16 protein-coding genes are annotated in these 18,112 nt (G+C 41.7%); 11 read left to right on the top strand and 5 right to left on the bottom strand.

Features of this window, described 5'->3' with window-relative positions; translation table 11 throughout:
* Nucleotides 1–151 precede the first annotated feature (151 nt).
* Nucleotides 152–3,091: an insulinase family protein gene (locus tag GVX98_RS13185; RefSeq protein WP_159128347.1), complete on the top strand. Its 2,940-nt coding sequence runs from the start codon at nucleotides 152–154 to the stop codon at nucleotides 3,089–3,091.
* Between the two features lie 17 nt (nucleotides 3,092–3,108).
* Nucleotides 3,109–4,248, top strand: coding sequence for a phospholipase A (locus GVX98_RS13180; protein WP_004981834.1), 1,140 nt, complete (start codon nucleotides 3,109–3,111; stop codon nucleotides 4,246–4,248).
* A 60-nt stretch (nucleotides 4,249–4,308) separates the two neighbouring features.
* Here GVX98_RS13180 and GVX98_RS13175 read toward each other — a convergent pair whose 3' ends face one another.
* The gene (locus GVX98_RS13175) at nucleotides 4,309–5,658 is read right to left on the bottom strand and encodes a TrkH family potassium uptake protein (protein ID WP_159128346.1); all 1,350 of its coding nucleotides are present in this window, start codon (nucleotides 5,656–5,658) and stop codon (nucleotides 4,309–4,311) included.
* Nucleotides 5,655–6,308, bottom strand: coding sequence for a TrkA family potassium uptake protein (locus GVX98_RS13170; RefSeq protein ID WP_058951801.1), 654 nt, complete (start codon nucleotides 6,306–6,308; stop codon nucleotides 5,655–5,657). The genes GVX98_RS13175 and GVX98_RS13170 overlap by 4 nt, the downstream gene beginning before the upstream one ends.
* Nucleotides 6,309–6,458: 150 nt before the next feature.
* On the opposite strand from GVX98_RS13170, the gene GVX98_RS13165 reads away from it, so the two are divergent.
* Nucleotides 6,459–6,953 carry a hypothetical protein gene (locus tag GVX98_RS13165; protein WP_151836130.1) on the top strand — a complete coding sequence of 165 codons (495 nt, stop codon included), beginning with the start codon at nucleotides 6,459–6,461 and terminating at the stop codon, nucleotides 6,951–6,953.
* A gap of 40 nt (nucleotides 6,954–6,993) precedes the next feature.
* On the opposite strand, the gene ilvA is transcribed toward GVX98_RS13165, so the two are convergent.
* On the bottom strand, nucleotides 6,994–8,532 hold the full coding sequence (gene ilvA, locus GVX98_RS13160) for a threonine ammonia-lyase, biosynthetic (RefSeq protein ID WP_159128345.1): 1,539 nt from the start codon (nucleotides 8,530–8,532) through the stop codon (nucleotides 6,994–6,996).
* A 107-nt stretch (nucleotides 8,533–8,639) separates the two neighbouring features.
* Between ilvA and rpiA the strand changes: the two genes are divergently transcribed.
* The 8 genes from rpiA to GVX98_RS13120 all read left to right on the top strand — a co-directional run bounded on the left by rpiA (nucleotide 8,640) and on the right by GVX98_RS13120 (nucleotide 16,566).
* Nucleotides 8,640–9,311, top strand: coding sequence for a ribose-5-phosphate isomerase RpiA (gene rpiA / locus GVX98_RS13155; RefSeq protein WP_004696685.1), 672 nt, complete (start codon nucleotides 8,640–8,642; stop codon nucleotides 9,309–9,311).
* Nucleotides 9,312–9,438: 127 nt separating this feature from the next.
* Nucleotides 9,439–10,122, top strand: a complete 684-nt coding sequence (locus GVX98_RS13150; RefSeq protein ID WP_159128344.1) for a SprT family zinc-dependent metalloprotease — start codon at nucleotides 9,439–9,441, stop codon at nucleotides 10,120–10,122.
* A gap of 259 nt (nucleotides 10,123–10,381) precedes the next feature.
* Nucleotides 10,382–11,416 carry a GGDEF domain-containing protein gene (locus GVX98_RS13145; RefSeq protein ID WP_159128343.1) on the top strand — a complete coding sequence of 345 codons (1,035 nt, stop codon included), beginning with the start codon at nucleotides 10,382–10,384 and terminating at the stop codon, nucleotides 11,414–11,416.
* A gap of 107 nt (nucleotides 11,417–11,523) precedes the next feature.
* Entirely contained in the window at nucleotides 11,524–12,579 is a 1,056-nt protein-coding gene (gene argC / locus GVX98_RS13140; protein WP_171503368.1) for an N-acetyl-gamma-glutamyl-phosphate reductase, read from the top strand.
* Nucleotides 12,580–12,658: 79 nt separating this feature from the next.
* Entirely contained in the window at nucleotides 12,659–13,405 is a 747-nt protein-coding gene (locus GVX98_RS13135) for a DUF6776 family protein (RefSeq protein WP_159128341.1), read from the top strand.
* A gap of 17 nt (nucleotides 13,406–13,422) precedes the next feature.
* Entirely contained in the window at nucleotides 13,423–13,839 is a 417-nt protein-coding gene (gene clpS / locus GVX98_RS13130) for an ATP-dependent Clp protease adapter ClpS (protein ID WP_004981811.1), read from the top strand.
* Between the two features lie 9 nt (nucleotides 13,840–13,848).
* Nucleotides 13,849–16,125, top strand: a complete 2,277-nt coding sequence (gene clpA, locus GVX98_RS13125) for an ATP-dependent Clp protease ATP-binding subunit ClpA (protein ID WP_005401078.1) — start codon at nucleotides 13,849–13,851, stop codon at nucleotides 16,123–16,125.
* Nucleotides 16,126–16,212: 87 nt separating this feature from the next.
* Nucleotides 16,213–16,566: a YnfA family protein gene (locus tag GVX98_RS13120; protein WP_159128340.1), complete on the top strand. Its 354-nt coding sequence runs from the start codon at nucleotides 16,213–16,215 to the stop codon at nucleotides 16,564–16,566.
* Between the two features lie 27 nt (nucleotides 16,567–16,593).
* Here GVX98_RS13120 and GVX98_RS13115 read toward each other — a convergent pair whose 3' ends face one another.
* Together GVX98_RS13115 and argF are read right to left on the bottom strand one after the other, a co-directional pair.
* Nucleotides 16,594–17,067, bottom strand: coding sequence for a hypothetical protein (locus GVX98_RS13115; RefSeq protein WP_159128339.1), 474 nt, complete (start codon nucleotides 17,065–17,067; stop codon nucleotides 16,594–16,596).
* 90 nt (nucleotides 17,068–17,157) lie between these two features.
* The gene (gene argF / locus GVX98_RS13110) at nucleotides 17,158–18,078 is read right to left on the bottom strand and encodes an ornithine carbamoyltransferase (protein ID WP_010326946.1); all 921 of its coding nucleotides are present in this window, start codon (nucleotides 18,076–18,078) and stop codon (nucleotides 17,158–17,160) included.
* Nucleotides 18,079–18,112 lie beyond the last annotated feature (34 nt).

The raw sequence follows: 18,112 nt of genomic DNA, 5'->3' as shown, positions 1-18,112 counted from the left end.
TCTGAGAACGCTTCCCTCAAAAAGACTGAAATTTGGAAAGCAGTGAGATGCTTTTCAAATTTCCAGCAAATTACTCGGGTTTTCAGCGTGAAATCTTTTGACAACTAAAGCTATAATGCAGGCAGTGTATTAATTATTGTTAGGAGATCACATGACTGTAGATGTCACTGAAACCATTTCTCAAACTGTACATCCTGCGTTTCAGTTGGTACGTCAACACCATGTTGAAGCTTTAGACATTTTAGTGTCTGAATATAAACATAAAGTCACTGGGGCAGTGCATTATCACTTGGCCACCAATCACGATGAAAATGTTTTCTTGGTGGCTTTTCGCACCCAACCTATGGATTCAAAAGGCGAAGCGCATATTTTAGAACACACAGCACTGTGTGGTTCGGAAAAATTTCCTGTTCGTGATCCGTTCTTTTTAATGATTCGGCGTTCATTGAATACTTTTATGAACGCCTTTACTGCGGCGGACTGGACAGCGTATCCATTTGCGACTCAGAATAAAAAAGATTTCCAAAATTTACTTGAAGTATATTTAGATGCGGCTTTTGCAGCCAATTTGAATCCGCTGGATTTTGCCCAAGAAGGGATTCGCATTGAGCTTGAAAACGGTGAGCCTGTTTATAAAGGTGTGGTTTTCAACGAAATGAAAGGGGCAATGAGTTCGCCTTCAGACCAGTTGTATCATCAGTTAGCGCATCACTTATTCCCTGAAACCACTTATCACTACAACTCAGGTGGCGACCCTAAAGATATTCCAGACTTGACTTACCCTGAGTTGGTGGATTTCTACAAGTCGCATTATCACCCAAGTAATGCAGTTTTCATGACCTTTGGTAATGAGCCTGCTTACAATCTACAAGAGCAGTTTGAAACTTTAGCCTTGGCGAAGTTTTCAAAAGGTGAAACGCTCTTTTCTAAAGAAGAGCGACGTCTGACTGCGCCGCTAGAAGTGACTGAAACCTATGCGGTAGATGCAGAAGATTTAAAAGACAAAACTTATCACATCATTTCATGGTTATTGCCTAAAGCCAGTGAGATCAAACTACGCTTAGGTATGCGCCTTGTCGAAGGTGTATTGTTAGAAGATTCGGCTTCTCCGTTACGTCATTACCTTGAGACCTGTGGTTATGCACAGTCTACTGGCCCGATTATGGGCGTAGATGACTCTAACTATGAAATGACATTCTACTGTGGCGTACAAGGTTCAAATCCTGAACATACAGCTGAGTTTAAAGCGGGTGTGTTTAAGGTTTTAGAAGACGTTGCTTCAAAACCTGTCGACCAAAACATGGTGGATGCGATTTTACATCAAATTGAATTGCACCAACGTGAAATCAATGGTGATGGCATGCCTTATGGTCTAAGCCTGATTTTAAATGGTTTGGGTAGTGCGATTCACCACAGCGATCCAGTCACTGTATGGGATGTAGACTCAGCCATTGCTGCGGTAAAAGAAGAACTGAAAGATCCAATGTGGTTGTCAAACTTAATCAAAACCTATTTGATTGATAACCCGCACCGTATACAAATGACTTTGGTGCCTGATGCTAATAAGTCTGCAATGGAAGCGGCGGCAGAAAAAGCACGTTTAGCCGAAATTGGTGCGCAGCTAACAGAAGCTGAAAAAGCAGAAATTGAAGCACAAACTGAAGCACTTAAAGTCCGGCAAGATACCCCAGATGACCTTAACCTTCTGCCAAAAGTGGGCTTGGAAGATGTGCCTGCTGAACTGCAAATTGTACAAGGGCAGTTGCGTGAGATTATCTCAAATCGTATCGATTATCCGTTGAATCTTTATCATGCGGGTACGAATGGTATTTACTACAACCAAGTGCTGATTCAGATTCCGCAAGATGTAGTGCAGTCACCTTACTTTAACTTGCTATCCATTTTGATGGGTGAAGTTGGTGCAGGTCAATATGACTATCTAGAACTACAACAACTGCAAACTGCGGTGAGTGGTGGTTTAGGTATGGGTGCCTCTTTACGTTCTCAAGTAAATGACAAAAATCAAATCAGTGCATGGTTAACGCTGACCACAAAATCGTTGGTGAGTAATTTTGACAGTATCGCTTTGTTGAAACTGGCATTTGAACAACTGCGTTTTGACGAAAAAGATCGAATTGTTGAGTTATTGCAACAACGTAAAACGCGTTGGGCATCTCGTCTGTCAGGTTCAGGACACAGTTATGCCATGCAAATTGCAGGACGTAACCACAGTGCTTTGGCAAAACGTGATTATCACAACACAGGCTTGGGTGCATTAAACTGGTTAGGTGATTTAGTCAGCCGTATTGAAAAAGATGCAGCAGCTTATGATGATTTGATCAATGAATTAAAAGCGATTCATTTGAAACTTTTACAAGCACCAAAACAGTTCTTACTGGTTTGTGAAGAACATCAGTCAGACCGTTTGGTTGAAGAAGTTCAAAATGTGTGGGACAAGTTAGCCATTCCTGAGCAAACTGTGAGTTTGAAAACGGCTGAGCAGATCGATACCGATGCAGATGAGGCGTGGTTAATTCAAGCCAATGTTCAATTCTGTTCATCGGCTTATCAAGCCGTTGAGGTGTCACATCCAGATGCTGCACCGCTGATGGTACTGGCAGCGTACTTGCGTAATGGTTTCTTACACAGTGCAATTCGTGAAAAAGGTGGGGCTTATGGTGGTGGCGCAAGCTATGACGGCAACGCATGTTCATTCCGCTTCTATAGCTACCGTGACCCGCGTTTGGCTGAAACTTTCAATGACTTTGAAGCCAGTGTGAAATGGTTGCTCAATACTGAGCAAAAACCCCATCAGCTTGAAGAAGCAATTTTAGGTTTGATTGCGGGTATGGACAAACCAGGTTCACCAGCGGGTGAAGCGATTACGGCATGTTATGCACTTTTACATGCACGTACACCAGCCTTCCGTAAGCAGTTACGTAGCCGTCTTTTGGCTGTGGGTTTAGAGGACTTGCAACGTGTGGCGGTACAATACTTGCTTGAACAAAAACCAACGAAAGCCGTGGTTGCACCTATGGCGAAGCGTGATACTTTAATTGAGTTAGGTTTTAGTATTCAACAAGTTCAGTAAAACAATAAGAGGGTCGTATGGCGTTCAAATCATTTGAGCGTTCAACTTTAGTACTGAGCATGACTGTGCTCAGTACTTTGGGTGTCGCTAAAACACATGCACAAATTTCCGAAGTACCTGCAGCTCCTGCAACAGCCGAAGCATGTGTTGCATTGGCATCGAATGCAGACCGTTTGGCTTGTTATGATGCATTATTTAAAATTCCTGAAGCAGTAAAACCACATATTGTTTCTGAGCAACGTGCAGCCATGGAAATTGCACCAGAACCTGAAAATATCACAGGGAAGATTGCACAAAGTGTAAGCTCTGTCTTTGCTTCGGAAGGCCCTAAAATATCCCCAAATTTATCTTTAATGGATAGTCGTTGGGAGCTTTCACCAGAAAGCAAACTGGGAACTTGGAATATTCGTGCCTACCAACCAGTGTATTTAATGCCTGGTTTTTGGACGACAGATAAAAATGAATATCCACAAAGTCCAAATCCGACCAATACGGTGGATGAAGATCAGAACCTAAAGTCAATGGAAGCGAAATTCCAACTGTCTTTAAAAACTAAAGCTGTGGAAAACCTATTTGGGGACAATGGTGATGTTTGGTTGGGTTATACCCAGTCTTCTCGTTGGCAGCTTTATAATAGTGATGAATCACGTCCGTTCCGTGAAACGAACTATGAGCCTGAAGCCAGTTTGGTTTTCCGCACCAATTATGAATTGTTGGGTTTAAATGGTCGCTTACTGGGATTAACTTTCAACCATCAGTCTAATGGTCGTTCCGATCCGCTGTCACGTAGTTGGAATCGTGTCATGTTGAATGTGGGTTTTGAAAGAGACAACTTTGCGCTCATGCTGCGCCCTTGGTACCGTCTAGACGAAGATGCAGGTGATGATAATAACCCTGATATTAAGGATTATGTCGGACGGGGTGACTTAACAGCATTCTACCGCTGGAATGAACATGATTTTTCACTCATGCTACGTCATAGTTTAAAAGGTGGTGATGACTCGCGTGGTGCTGCACAGTTTGACTGGGCTTTTCCTATTTCAGGGAAGTTGCGTGGCCATTTCCAGTTGTTTGATGGTTATGGCGAAAGCTTAATTGATTATAACCACCGAGCGACTTATGTGGGCTTGGGCGTGTCCTTAATGAATTGGTACTAATTTAGAAACATAAAAAACCACGTTTGATACGTGGTTTTTTTATGTCTAAGTTTTAGTGTTTTAACCAATTTGAATATCGGCAGTTGGGTGCTTTAGACGGCTCTTTTTCGGCGTTGCTATCAGGTAGGCCAGCGTTAAAGGGCCTAAACGACCTGCGAACATCAAGAGCATCAGGATAAATAAACTGGCAGGTTGAAGCTCACCGGTGATGCCACGTGACAAACCGACAGTACAAGCAGCGGAAATAGCTTCAAATAACAAATCCATAAACTGATGATTAGGTTCGATTAAAGATAAACTAAAGATGCCTAAGAAAATAAGTGCTGCGGTAATAGAGACGACAGCCATCGCCTTAAAAGAGGTTTTTTGAGAAACAGAGTGATTGAACACACGAATTTCATCTTCACGTCTAAGGAAGCTAATCACGCTGAGTAAAACAATAATAAAAGTACCTACTTTAATCCCGCCTGCGGTACTCATCGAGCCGCCCCCAATGAACATCAGTAACATGGTCACGAGGGTCGAGGCATCTTTCATTTGTGCCAAATCGAGGCTGTTAAAACCCGATGAACGAGGCACTGTGGCATGGAACCATGCATTTAAAGCTTGGTCACCTAAGCTCATTGGCGCTAAGGTGAGGGGATTGTTCGATTCAATTGCCCATAAAAGAACAAAAGCAATCAGGTTCAAACCTGCAATCGTGGATAAAATCAGTTTGCTATTGGTACTTAAACCTTTCCAACGTTTGCTGCGTTTAATGTCCATTAACACCACAAAACCTGTCCCACCAATGATGTATAGCATACTGATGGTAAAGGTAATGAGATACTGGCCCGAGAAGCTCATTAGACTGTTGGGAAACAGTGAAAAGCCACCATTGTTAAATGCAGATACACTATAAAAAGCCGCATAAAACAGAGCTTGATTGAAGTTGTAATCTTCTAACCATGCAATGGTCAAAATAACCGTGCCGATCGCTTCAAAAAATAAGGAATACAGCAGTACCCCTTTAATGGTGAAGGATACTTTGGATAAGCTGGTTTGGCCAATGGTCTCTTGCGCCATGATTTGTTGCTTTAAACCGAGTTTGGTCGACAGACTCAGTGCGGCTAAAATTGCAAAAGTCATAAAGCCTAAGCCACCAATTTGAATCAGTAGCATGATGATGATTTTACCTGTTACGGTAAAAGTTTCACCGACATTCACCACAGACAGTCCCGTAATGGTGACTGCTGAGCTGGCGGTGAACAAAGAGTGAACCCAACTGAGTTCACCGTGGTGCGAAATGGGTAACTTTAATAATAGAGTCCCAATAATAATAAAGCTCAAAAAACCCAAAGCCAGCAGGCTGGGCGGGCTTAAATTAATGGTGCTGTTTTTTGGGGTTTGCCATTCTTTGACTTTTTTCATGATTTGAACCGTGCTGAAAGACGACGTAATGTTTCAACTAAACCTTCAACAACTAGAATATCACCCACTTGTAAAATTAAATTGGGGTCAATGCTGTACAAAACGTCTTTGCCGCGTTTATGGAGTAATGTTTTCACATCAGGTGCTTGATCCATCAATTGGTGGAAGCGAGTCCCTTGTAGTTTTTCATCAATTTCAATTTTGACAATATAGTGATTATCTTCAAGCGCCATATAGCGACTGACCATGGGGTAGCATAAAGACTGCGCAATCCGCACGCCCATGTCCTCTTCAGGGTGAATAATTTTACTAATCCCTAAATGGCTTAAAATCATATGGTGCGACTTTGATTTGGCTTTGACCCAAATTTTTTCAACCCCAATATTTTTGAGGTGCAGCACACACAAAATACTGGCTTCAATATTTTCACCAATTGCGACCACCACGGCATCGCAGTTTTTAATATTTAATTCATCGAGGACATGTTCATCTGTTGCGTCGGCGATGACAGCATGGGTCACCTGCTCAGAAATATTTTCAACATATTTTTTTTCACTATCGATACCAATGACATCATGTCCCAGTTCAATGAGTTGAGTTGCAACTGTGGCTCCAAAGCTTCCTAAACCAATCACTGCAAATTGTGCCATGTCATCTTTCCTTTAAATTTTTTTATACGTCGATTGTTAACGAATGTTGTGCCAAATTTCACAAGATGTCATCTTTATACAGACACGCTATTTTCGATCAACCGCGCTTTGCCTTATACCAATATATCACTCATCCAAAGGAGTATATAAATGCGGAAGACACTGTATGAATCCCTGAGGGTCGCGTTTCCAGAATTGAATGATACCGCAATTCCAGAAGAACAAGATGAGTTCGAGCACTTTGTACGTTGGTTGAATAGCTATTATTCAAACATTCAAAAAATAGAACTCGATGATTTTCGACAAAATGGTATTGATGAATGCCATCGACTCCAGCAGTTAGGTATTGACTTAGACGAGCTGAAAAATCAAATTAATGATGATATGGCGTCTTTTTATCAAATGTATGACAGTGAGGAAGAAGAAACCTCAGACATGCATGGTTATGATTTTGAGTTTAGTTTTGATGTTATTTTTAATCACATTAAAATTTTTATTGAGCCTTATGAACTCAGTTTACTGGTTATCGAGCGGGAGAACCCCTATTGGCTGTTGGTACCGCACAATGATGAACTGATCGACAGGATTATTGTCACGTATAACCACACGTTTGGTGATGAAGAGCCGATGCAGCTCATAGAATAAAACCGCCTCGAAGGGCGGTTTTATGTATGTATTGAATCTTTTATTTTAAGAAACGTTGATAACCTAGGTTATTGGTAATTTCTTCATATGGATACGAAATACTTTCTAAAGTTTCAATCAAACCATCTGGATTTTGCTTCGCATCACTTGCCTCTAAACCAACGAGGACACGACCTTCCGCAGCACCGTGGTTGCGGTAGTGGAATAGGGTAATGTTATGCGTAGGGCCAAGGCGTTCGAGGAACATTAACAGCGCACCTGGACGTTCAGGAAATTCAACACGGAACAAACGCTCATTTTCAAGGTCTGCATGCCCACCAATCAGATAGCGAATATGCAGTTTTGCCACTTCATCATCAGATAAGTCATCGACATCGAACTGAGTTTTCAGCGCTTCAAAAATATCGTGACGCTCTTTTTCACCGCCTTTTAAGCTAATCCCGACAAAGACTTGCGCTGCACTGGCATCACTCGCACGGTAGTTAAACTCGGTGATATTACGGCCCTGTAGCGCTCGGCAGAAATTCAGGAATGAACCTTTTTTCTCTGGAATGGTCACAGCAAAAATAGCTTCTTTACGTTCACCCAATTCAGTGCGTTCTGCAATATAACGTAAACGGTCAAAGTTCATGTTTGCACCACATACAATTGAGACGATGTTTTGCCCAATCAGCTCGTGAGTTTCAACATATTTTTTAATCCCTGCCAAGGCCATCGCACCCGATGGTTCAACGATGCTACGACATTCATCATAGGTGTCTTTAATGGCGGCACAAATTTCGTCGGTATTGACTAAAACCACTTCACGCTCAACAATCGGGCCTGAGTTATCCGACTTTTGTAGTTGAATCACTTCAAATGGTTTTTCACCAATTTGTGCGACAGCCGTACCGTCGGCAAATAAGCCGACTTGAGGCAGTACAACTCGTTCACCAGCTTCAAATGCGGCTTTTAAACAAGCAGATTCGTCATATTCAACAGGAATGACTTTGACATGTGGTGCAACATCGCCTAAGTAGGCTGCTACACCAGCAATTAAACCGCCACCACCAACAGCGACGAAGACATAGTCGACATCGCGCCATTGGCGCAAAATTTCATTGCCAATCGTGCCTTGACCTGCCATCACCAGTTCATCGTCATAGGGTGGAATAAAGCTCATACCATCTTCTGCAGCACGTTGAATTGCGTATTTGTTTGCAACATCAAAAGAGTCGCCATGGAGAACCACTTCACCGCCTAAGCGTTTGACTGCCTGAACTTTAATATCTGGGGTGGTTTTTGGCATCACAATAATGGCACGAATCCCGAGTTTTTTACCTGACAGTGCTACGCCTTGGGCATGGTTGCCAGCAGATGCGGTAATCACGCCACGTTCAAGTTGAGCTCTACGAAGTTGGCTAATGCGGTTATAGGCACCGCGCAGCTTAAATGAAAAGACTGGTTGTAAGTCTTCGCGCTTAAAACGAATGTTGTTATTGAGTTTCTCACTAATTCGAGGTGCCGCTTCGAGTGGAGTTTCGATTGCAACATCGTAGACTGTTGCTTGTAATATTTGTCGAACCAAACGAGACAGCATGTTAATTTCCCATTTAACAGTTTAAAATAGAGGATCATTGTAACAAACCCCTGTACATTTGGGCTGTAAAATCAGCAACAAATGTCAAAAAATAGTTGAGCCAAATTATGAGTCTGTATGCTACCCAAGATGAAAAAAAGCAAGCTGCTGCAAAAGCTGCCTTAAAGCACTTACCTAAAGGTGGCATTTTAGGGGTGGGTACAGGCAGCACCGTCAATTTCTTAATTGAGCTTTTACCAGAACTTCAGCTTGAGGCGGCTGTGGCAAGTTCAGAAGCAACGGCTGAGCGCTTAAAGAAATTAGGCATTGAAGTCGTTGATATGAACTCTGTGGGCGGTTTAGATGCCTATGTAGATGGCGCAGACGAAATTGACCGTCATATGCATATGATCAAAGGTGGTGGGGCTGCACTTACTCGCGAGAAAATCGTGGCTTCAATTGCGAGAAAATTTGTTTGTATCGTTGATGACTCTAAGTGGGTAGATCAATTGGGGCGTGACTTCCCACTTCCGATTGAAGTGATTCCAATGGCTCGTTCAGCTGTGGCACGTAAAATTGTAGCGCTCGGTGGTGATCCTGCTTACCGTGAAGGCGTGGTGACGGATAACGGTAACGTGATTTTAGACGTCTATAACCTGAACATCTTAAATGCGCTTGAGCTTGAAAAAACCATTAACGACATTCCAGGTGTGGTGTGTAATGGTATTTTTGCAATCAATAAAGCAGATGTGGCAGTTGTTGCAACAGACAGCGGTATTGAAGAACGTACCGCGGTTTAATTTTAAATCTCCCCAAACCTCTCTTTGAAAATAAGAGGCTAAAAGCAAAAACATTTTTATCTTATGTTTTTCTCCCTCCTTTCAAAAGGAGGGCCGGGGAGGATGATTCAATAAAAGAATAATATTAATGACCTTAGCAGACCTACCTGAAATTCAAATCACCCATCATGCACGTGCGACCCGGTTACTACTTCGTGTTGAACCAACTCAAATTCGTTTAACCGTGCCTAAATTTTGTAGCAAACGGCAAATTCAGGATTTTTTAAATCAATCTGAACAGTGGATGGTTGAAACTTGGCAGAAGCAACAAGCCAGTCTGCTACAGATAGATCAAACCCTTCCCACAGAATTACGGTTATTTAATCGCCAAAATGCTTTAACGGTGAGCTATAAAACACAAAAAAATGCATATATTTTGGATGAGGATAATCACCAGCTTTGGATCAGTGACCGTCAGCCCGAAAGTTATTTAAAATCTTTTGTAATTGCATATGCCAAACAGCACTTGCCTGTTTATTTGCAACAGATTAGTCATGAAACTGGTTTAAAATTTGCACAATGTTCAATTCGTCAGCCCAAGACCCGCTGGGGGAGTTGTAGTGCCAAATATGACATCATGCTTAACAGTGCTCTAGTGCTGTTTCCTGAAGTCATTACGCGTTACGTCTGTGTGCATGAACTCGCACATACGCAACATTTTGATCATAGTGCACGTTTTTGGGCGGAAGTTGCCAAATATGATGCCACTTTTCAACAGCATCGAAAAACCTTAAAAACAACCGCATTGCCGTATTGGTGGGCAAGCGTTTAAAGTTAATTTTACGTGCAAAATTTAAAAATAATTTCTTCTGATTGATTGAGCGTTAGTCAAAAAATGCTCTAAACTTCATGATCTAAGGTAAACATTCCTCAATTTCAGTCCAAAGACCTCAAATGTGAATTTTACAGATATCCACTATTTTATATTAATTGTTCCAGCTTGCCTGATTTTAATGGGAAGCTTGCTTTTAATATGTCATTTTGCTTTTAGGGCTCCCTCATATTTATTGTGGCTCGGGCTTGGATATATTGTGCCTTCGTTTTCTGTGGCCGCGCAAAGTTTTATGTCGAATAAGCAATTGGCTTTGTCGGCACCCATTTTAGGCAGTATGTATTTGTTTGGCGCATGGGCCAGCGCCTACGCCATGGGCTTAAGAAAGAATGCCAATGCACGTCCATATTGGTGTCTTGCCTTGGTCGTGATGGCTTTATTTTCACTCAGTTATTATTCCTATGTAGATGATCAACTGTGGATCAGAATGCTGATTCTGAACATTTCAATTGCATTGGTTGAGTCTTTGGTTTTGTTTTCAATGTTTAAACATTATCAAGGGATTGATTTGCTCAATAAAATAGTCGATTTTTCTTACTTGTTTATTGTGCTGTATACCTTTGTTCGCGGAATCATTATTTTTCTCTTTTTAAGAAATATCGAAGCAGACATGCTGGCAAATTCAGTTTGGTGGCTGATGATGCTTGCTGCGAGCATTATCTTAAGTATGTGGTTTGCAATAGTGCTGCTCGGAACATTGGTACGCGATATTATCCATCAACTCAATGATGAGCGGCTAAGAGATCCGCTAACGCATTTATTCAATCGACGTGGCTTTAACGAAGCCGCTAAACGAAAGTTGCATCAGCTCTCTAAACAGTCTTATTTCTTGCTTATGTGTGATATTGACCATTTTAAGAAAATTAATGACACCTATGGGCATTTGGTGGGTGATCAAATTTTACAACAAGTCGGTCAAATTATTGGGCAAAACGTCCGTGATCATGACTTGGTGGGGCGTTTTGGCGGGGAAGAGTTCATTGTCTTATTGCAAATTGATGACCCCACGCTGGCTTATAATATTGCCAATCGTATTCGTTTAGGTATTGCCGATGCAGGATTATCCTCAAAAAGTATTGCCGTGACAGCAAGTTTTGGACTGGCTGCAGTACATCAACCCAACTTAAAATATGCCATACATACTGCCGATCAATTGTTATATCAGGCGAAACATTCGGGACGAAATCAGATTGGTTTTGAGCCTGCACAGAGTATATTGGATGTGTCTCATTAGGTGTCGATAGCACTAAAAACGCATAAATTCCAAGTAAAACAGTTTAGAAAGCAGAAACTTCCTGTCATACTAGGAAGTTACGAAATGGACAGTTTAAGTTTGAGGTAATACACGTGATTTCAGTTGGTATTGTCGGCGGTACAGGTTATACAGGCGTTGAATTGTTGCGTCTTTTACTACGACACCCAAATGTGCAAGTAAGCGTATTAACATCGCGTACAGAAGACGGTCGCCGTGTAGATGATATGTTCCCAAGCCTACGTGGACATACCGAACTCAAATATTCAGATTTGAATATTGATGAACTGAAAAAATGTGATGTGGTGTTCTTTGCGACACCGCATGGCGTTGCCATGAAGCATGCCGAAGAGTTGGTGGCTGCAAATACTAAAGTGATTGACCTTGCCGCAGACTTTCGTTTACAAGACTTAGAACAGTTTGAAAAATGGTATGGTATGCAGCATGCGTGCCCTGAACTACTGAAAGACTCGGTTTATGGTTTGTCAGAATTAAACCGTGAGCAGATTAAACAAGCCAATGTCATTGGTAACCCTGGTTGTTATCCAACAACAGTACAACTGGGTTTAGCGCCGTTATTTAAGCAAAACGACACATTAGTTAAACCTGAAAGCATTATTATTGATGCAAAATCGGGTGTGTCTGGTGCAGGCCGTAAAGCCAGCCTTGGGATGATCTATTCTGAAAATGCAGATAATTTCAAAGCTTATGGCGTTGCAGGTCACCGTCATCATCCTGAAATTGTGGAAGCGTTGGAAAATATTTCAGGCTTAAAAGAGGTGTTTAACCACATTTTATTTGTCCCGCATTTGGTACCAATGATTCGTGGCATGCTGAGCACGATTTATGTGGACTTAACCGATGCGGGTGAAGCTGCTGATGTGCAAAGTTTATATGAACAGTTTTATGCCAATGAAGCTTTTGTCGATGTGATGCCTACGGGAAGTTCACCAGAGACACGTTCTGTGCGGGGTGCAAATCAGCTGCGTATTGCGCTGTATAAACCACAACCGAAAAAATTAGTGGTCATTTCTGTACAAGACAATTTGGTTAAAGGTGCAGCAGGTCAGGCCGTTCAAAACATGAACTTAATGTTTGGATTTGCTGAAACTGCGGGCCTAGACGGAATTGGTTTATTACCATAAAAAACGTTTTAAAACTTCACACACATTTAGATTTCGATTTAAATGTGTGTTTTGAATTGAATCAAAATAAGAGATGACGATGCCGAACACTGACACAAATATGACGTCACAACAGCCTGAACCTGCAAAGCCGTTTTTACAGACCAATAAGCCCTTGGCAATTGGTGCTGCAATATTGATGGTTGCAAGTGGGGTATTGGGCTATACCGTCGGACATCGTCAGGGTTTAACGGTAGTAGGTTTTGATGCAGATGCTGAGCAACTGGTGGAAGTGGTACAAAAGCAAAAGACCAGTTTGGAAGCATTAAATAAAAACTATAATGCTGCTGTTCAGGAGCGTGACGTTGCTGTGACTAATTCAAATGAGCTGTATTTGTCATTGCAAAAAGCGCTGGATCAACAAGCGCAATCTGAAACCACTGCTGTGATTTACCGTGAGGTTTTGCGTCAACGCGGTGGTATTCCACTGGCTGTGCAGCATATTGCGATTAAACCTTTGCCTGAAAATGCATTTGAATATCAACTCGATTTGGTTCAAGTCAGTCCATCTAAACGTGCAGCTTCAGGTACAGTTGAACTCCGACTCATTCGTGGTACAGAGGTTTTAGTTGTACCTCTTGAAGACAAAAACTTTAACTTTGAAAACTATGAGCGTTTAACAGGGCGTTGGACAATGCCTAAAGGCTTTACGCCACAGTTTATCGAAGTCCGTTTAACAGGTAGCACACCAGTGACACGACGCTTTAGTTGGTCACGTGGTGAGGCCGTAGAAAGTCAATCTGCATTTGTCTCTGAAATCCCTCAGGCTGAGGCAAATGCACAATAATTGTGAATTGTAAGTTTATGGGTATCTCTAAGCGTTCAACGTGTTTAAATGAAATCAAGCAGTCTTTTCATGAATCTGGCTATGTCGATTGGCATATCAGCCCGCGCTTGAGCAATGATGAACCGCATGAAGAAGAAAATGGGGATGTCGCTGTCCAAACCGCGCCACCAGAACTTAAGCGTCCGCCACTCTATGCTGTCGTTTTAATGAACGATGACTACACCCCAATGGACTTTGTTATTGAAATTTTACAACAATACTTTGCTTTGAATCTTGACCAAGCCACTCAAGTAATGCTAACTGTACATTATGAAGGAAAAGGTGTTGCAGGCGTTTACCCGAGAGACATCGCGGAAACAAAAGCAAACCAAGTCAATAATTACGCTCGGTCTCAAGGTCATCCTTTACTTTGTCAGATTGAGCCGAAAGATTAAGGGGGTTCCATGCTCAGTCGTCAATTAGAAGTATCCTTACGTTTGGCTGTTAGTATGGCTCGACAAAAGAGACATGAATTCCTAACCGTTGAACATTTATTATTGGCTTTACTCGATAATGATTCGGCCGTAAATGCATTGAAAGCCTGCGGTGCAGATATTATTGTGCTTCGTAAAGAGCTTGAAGAATATGTAGAGCAGCACACTCCTAAGCTGGGCGAAAACAGTGACCAAGCTCCGCATCCAACTGAAAGTTTTGACCGTATCTTACAACGTGCAATTTTCCATGTGCAATCAAGCGGTGGTGATCGAACAGTTGAAGGCGCAGACATTTTAGTTGCGATGTACTCTGAACGTGACTCTTTTGCAGTCTACCTCTTGAAACGTCATCAAATTAACCGTTTAACGTTGACACAATATTTAGCCCACGGCACACGTAAAGACGAAGTGCAAGTGGAAGAAGAAATTGAAGATCTCGATGGTGAATCGACCAGTTCAAGCAACGCAGGCCCTTTAGAGCTGTATACAACAAACTTAAATGTTGAGGCACAAAAGGGTAAAACGGATCCTTTAATTGGTCGTGAAAAAGAAATTGAGCGTGCTGCGCAAATTTTGTGCCGCCGTCGTAAAAACAACCCGCTATTGGTGGGTGATCCTGGCGTCGGTAAAACATCGATTGCTGAAGGCTTAGCTTGGCTCATTGTTAATGGTAAAGCACCGAAACCATTGGCAAATGCTGAAGTGTATAGCTTGGACATTGGTGCTTTGGTAGCAGGAACCAAATACCGTGGTGACTTTGAAAAACGTTTAAAACAGCTTTTGAACGCGTTGAAAAAGAAACCAGAAGCAGTTTTGTTTATTGATGAAATCCACATGATTATTGGTGCAGGCTCAAGTATGGGCAGCACGATGGATGCGTCAAACTTGATTAAACCCGCTTTGGCCAATGGCTCATTGCGCTGCATTGGTTCAACCACATTCCAAGAATACCGCCAAGTCTTTGAAAAAGACCATGCATTGTCACGCCGTTTCCAAAAAATTGATGTCAATGAGCCATCTATTTCAGAAACGATTGATATTCTACGTGGTTTGAAGAGCAAGTTTGAGGATTTCCATCATGTTAAATATGATGACAAAGCTTTAATTTCTGCGGTTGAGCTGTCTGCGAAGTTCATTAATGATCGTTTCTTGCCAGATAAAGCCATTGATGTCATTGATGAAGCCGGGGCACAACGTCGTCTGAAAGCTGAACAAGATGACACCTTGATTACCGTGGAAAATATTGAAGATATCGTGTCAAAAATTGCACGTATTCCACCAAAAACCGTATCTAAAGATGACAAGACTGTTCTTGAAAATCTTGAACGTGATTTAAAACGTGTGGTCTTTGGTCAAGATGAAGCCATTGAAGCTTTAGGCTCAGCAATTAAACTGTCGCGTGCAGGCTTAAAATCGCCAGATAAACCTGTGGGTAGTTTCGTTTTTGCAGGCCCAACTGGTGTAGGTAAAACAGAAGTCACCAAGCAGCTTGCGAAATTACTGGGTGTTGAGCTGGTTCGCTTCGATATGTCGGAGTATATGGAGCGCCATGCAGTTTCACGTTTGATCGGTGCACCTCCAGGCTATGTCGGCTTTGATCAAGGTGGTCTGTTGACTGATGCGATTCATAAAAATCCGCACTGTGTATTATTGCTAGATGAGATTGAAAAAGCGCATCCAGACGTGTTCAACTTATTGCTACAAATCATGGATCATGGTTCATTGACCGATAACAATGGTCGTAAATCAGACTTCCGTAATGTGGTGTTGGTCCTGACCACAAATATCGGCGCGGAAAGTATTTCTCGCGTGAGTATTGGCTTCATGGATCAAGATAACAGTAATGATAACCAAGATGCAATGAAGAAAGCGTTTTCTCCAGAGTTCCGTAACCGTTTAGACAGTGTGATTCAGTTTAAAGCTTTACCTACGACAGTAATTGAAAATGTAGTGGATAAGTTCTTAACTGAATTGCAAGCACAACTCGATGATAAAAAAGTCATTCTTGAAGTGGATCAGAGTGCGCGTGAGTGGATGGCTGAAAATGGTTATGATCGTTTAATGGGCGCTCGCCCAATGCAACGACTCATCCAAGAGCATTTGAAAAAGCCACTGGCTGAAATGATTCTATTTGGTGAGCTTGCAGAACATGGTGGCAATGTTGCGGTCTCTGTGAAGAACGAAAATGGTAAAGCGGTGGGCCTAAAACTTGAAGTTTTTGAAGACCAAACGGCTGAACCTGCTTAAAAATTGCTACATAATTTAAAACCCGTGTTCGCACGGGTTTTTTATTGAAAAAGTATTTAACAGTTAGAAGTAATAAAAGTAGGTTGCATGGATATTCAATTGACGAAAGTTTTAAGTACATTTGTACTGTTTTTGGTAACCGCTGTGATGGAAATATTAGGCTGTTATTTCCCTTATTTGATTTTAAATCAGGGAAGAAGTCATTGGTTGTGGATTCCTACAGCTTTAGCGCTAGGTGCTTTTGTGTGGTTGTTGACTTTACATCCAGCTGCGTCAGGACGTATTTATGCCGCTTATGGCGGAATTTATATTTTTACCGCATTGCTATGGTTACGTTATGTCGATCAAGTTTATTTATCCCGTTGGGATATAATGGGCGGGGTAGTGGTATTGATTGGTGCGGCCATGATTATCTTACAACCGCAAGGATTGGTTCGCTAAAGTAGAGAACCAATCGCTAGAAAGGTACTATTTGATACCACAATCTTTTTGCTTTAATTCTAAATCGTAGCTATTTTTCTCAGAGCTGAGCTGTAATTTTATAATGTAGGGGTTATGGCGTTGATATTGATGCTCGAAGAAAATATTGCAGTTTTGCACAACATTCTTTTTAATCACTTTTTGAACTTCTTTCGCACCCAAATCCTGTTCAAACTGCGCAAAATCAGGGGTAATGATCAAGCCTTTAAGCTCGGTACGGTCTGCATATAGATTAAATTGTTCAATGATAGTGTTGTTATCAATTTCAATTGGGAGGGTTCGAGAGTCTTCTGCAGTTAATACCGTTAATATTTCATTCAACGTTTCTGGTTGCTTAATTTTAAAATTTTGATCAATAATTTGTTTGGATTGTAAGTAGTCATCAAACTCTGAGGCTTGAACCTGAAAAAAAGTAGAGCTCAGAATTGTAGCAAGGCACAGGCCAGTTTTTTTGAAATGCATGGAAAGTGTCGCTTATAAAAATTATGTTCCGATTATAGCTTTGCTCGTATAAAAAAAGCACCCTTAGGTGCTTTTCGTTGGAAAAATTAATTAATCTTTCTTAGTGTTTTCATTGATTAAAAACTCAACCAATGCTTTTTGTGCATGTAAGCGGTTTTCAGCTTCATCCCAAACCACGGCATTTTTATGGTCGAGCATCTTTTCAGAAATTTCTTCGCCGCGATGCGCAGGTAAACAATGCATAAATAAACAGTCAGGATGAGCAAGATCCATAAGACGTTCATTTACTTGATAGTCTGCAAAAGCAGCTTCACGAATTTTTTGCTCTTCTTCTTGGCCCATGCTTGCCCATACATCGGTCACGATGAGGTCTGCATTTACGGCAGCATCTTCGGCTGAGTTAACCAGTTCTGCACAATGTGCAAATTCACTTAAAAATTCTGCTTTGGGTTCATAACCTTTAGGCGCAGCAATTTTTAACTTAAAGCCCCACATATGTGCAGCTTCAATATATGAATTACACATATTGTTGCCATCACCAATCCACGCGACCGTTTTGCCTGCAATGGGCCCACGATGTTCAACAAAAGTTTGAACATCTGCAAGTAGTTGGCAAGGGTGGTGATCATCAGTCAAGGCATTAATCACAGGAACTTTTGAATAAGAGGCAAAACGTTCAACAATGTCATGTCCAAAAGTACGGATCATCACAATATCCAACATGCTTGAAATTACGCGTGCTGAATCTTCAATCGGTTCACCACGACCCAATTGGGTGTCTCGTGGGGAGAGGAAAATTGCACTGCCACCAAACTGGCTCATGCCTGCTTCGAACGATACACGGGTACGGGTGCTCGATTTTTCAAAAATCATACCCATGACTTTACCAACAAACGGTTGGAATACTTCGCTGTTGTGCTGTTTACGCTTTAGTTCGATACCGCGTTGCACAACTTGGTTCAGTTCTAAAGTAGATAAATCGCGTAAGGTAAGAAAGTGACGTAGAGCCATTGTTACTCCACAATAATTGCTGAAAACCGAAATA

The organism is Acinetobacter sp. 8I-beige (assembly GCF_902505955.1).
In the GTDB taxonomy this organism is placed as follows: domain Bacteria; phylum Pseudomonadota; class Gammaproteobacteria; order Pseudomonadales; family Moraxellaceae; genus Acinetobacter; species Acinetobacter johnsonii.
This window is presented reverse-complemented; position numbering and strand designations above follow the sequence as displayed.

Coding starts and splice junctions, on each gene's coding strand:
- clpS (WP_004981811.1), top strand. CDS start 13,423: ATGGGTATCTCTAAGCGTTCAACGTGTTTAAATGAAATCAAGCAGTCT.
- GVX98_RS13175 (WP_159128346.1), bottom strand. CDS start 5,658: ATGAAAAAAGTCAAAGAATGGCAAACCCCAAAAAACAGCACCATTAAT.
- clpA (WP_005401078.1), top strand. CDS start 13,849: ATGCTCAGTCGTCAATTAGAAGTATCCTTACGTTTGGCTGTTAGTATG.
- rpiA (WP_004696685.1), top strand. CDS start 8,640: ATGAGTCTGTATGCTACCCAAGATGAAAAAAAGCAAGCTGCTGCAAAA.
- GVX98_RS13150 (WP_159128344.1), top strand. CDS start 9,439: ATGACCTTAGCAGACCTACCTGAAATTCAAATCACCCATCATGCACGT.
- argF (WP_010326946.1), bottom strand. CDS start 18,078: ATGGCTCTACGTCACTTTCTTACCTTACGCGATTTATCTACTTTAGAA.
- GVX98_RS13185 (WP_159128347.1), top strand. CDS start 152: ATGACTGTAGATGTCACTGAAACCATTTCTCAAACTGTACATCCTGCG.
- GVX98_RS13135 (WP_159128341.1), top strand. CDS start 12,659: ATGCCGAACACTGACACAAATATGACGTCACAACAGCCTGAACCTGCA.
- ilvA (WP_159128345.1), bottom strand. CDS start 8,532: ATGCTGTCTCGTTTGGTTCGACAAATATTACAAGCAACAGTCTACGAT.
- GVX98_RS13165 (WP_151836130.1), top strand. CDS start 6,459: ATGCGGAAGACACTGTATGAATCCCTGAGGGTCGCGTTTCCAGAATTG.
- GVX98_RS13180 (WP_004981834.1), top strand. CDS start 3,109: ATGGCGTTCAAATCATTTGAGCGTTCAACTTTAGTACTGAGCATGACT.
- GVX98_RS13170 (WP_058951801.1), bottom strand. CDS start 6,308: ATGGCACAATTTGCAGTGATTGGTTTAGGAAGCTTTGGAGCCACAGTT.
- GVX98_RS13120 (WP_159128340.1), top strand. CDS start 16,213: ATGGATATTCAATTGACGAAAGTTTTAAGTACATTTGTACTGTTTTTG.
- GVX98_RS13115 (WP_159128339.1), bottom strand. CDS start 17,067: ATGCATTTCAAAAAAACTGGCCTGTGCCTTGCTACAATTCTGAGCTCT.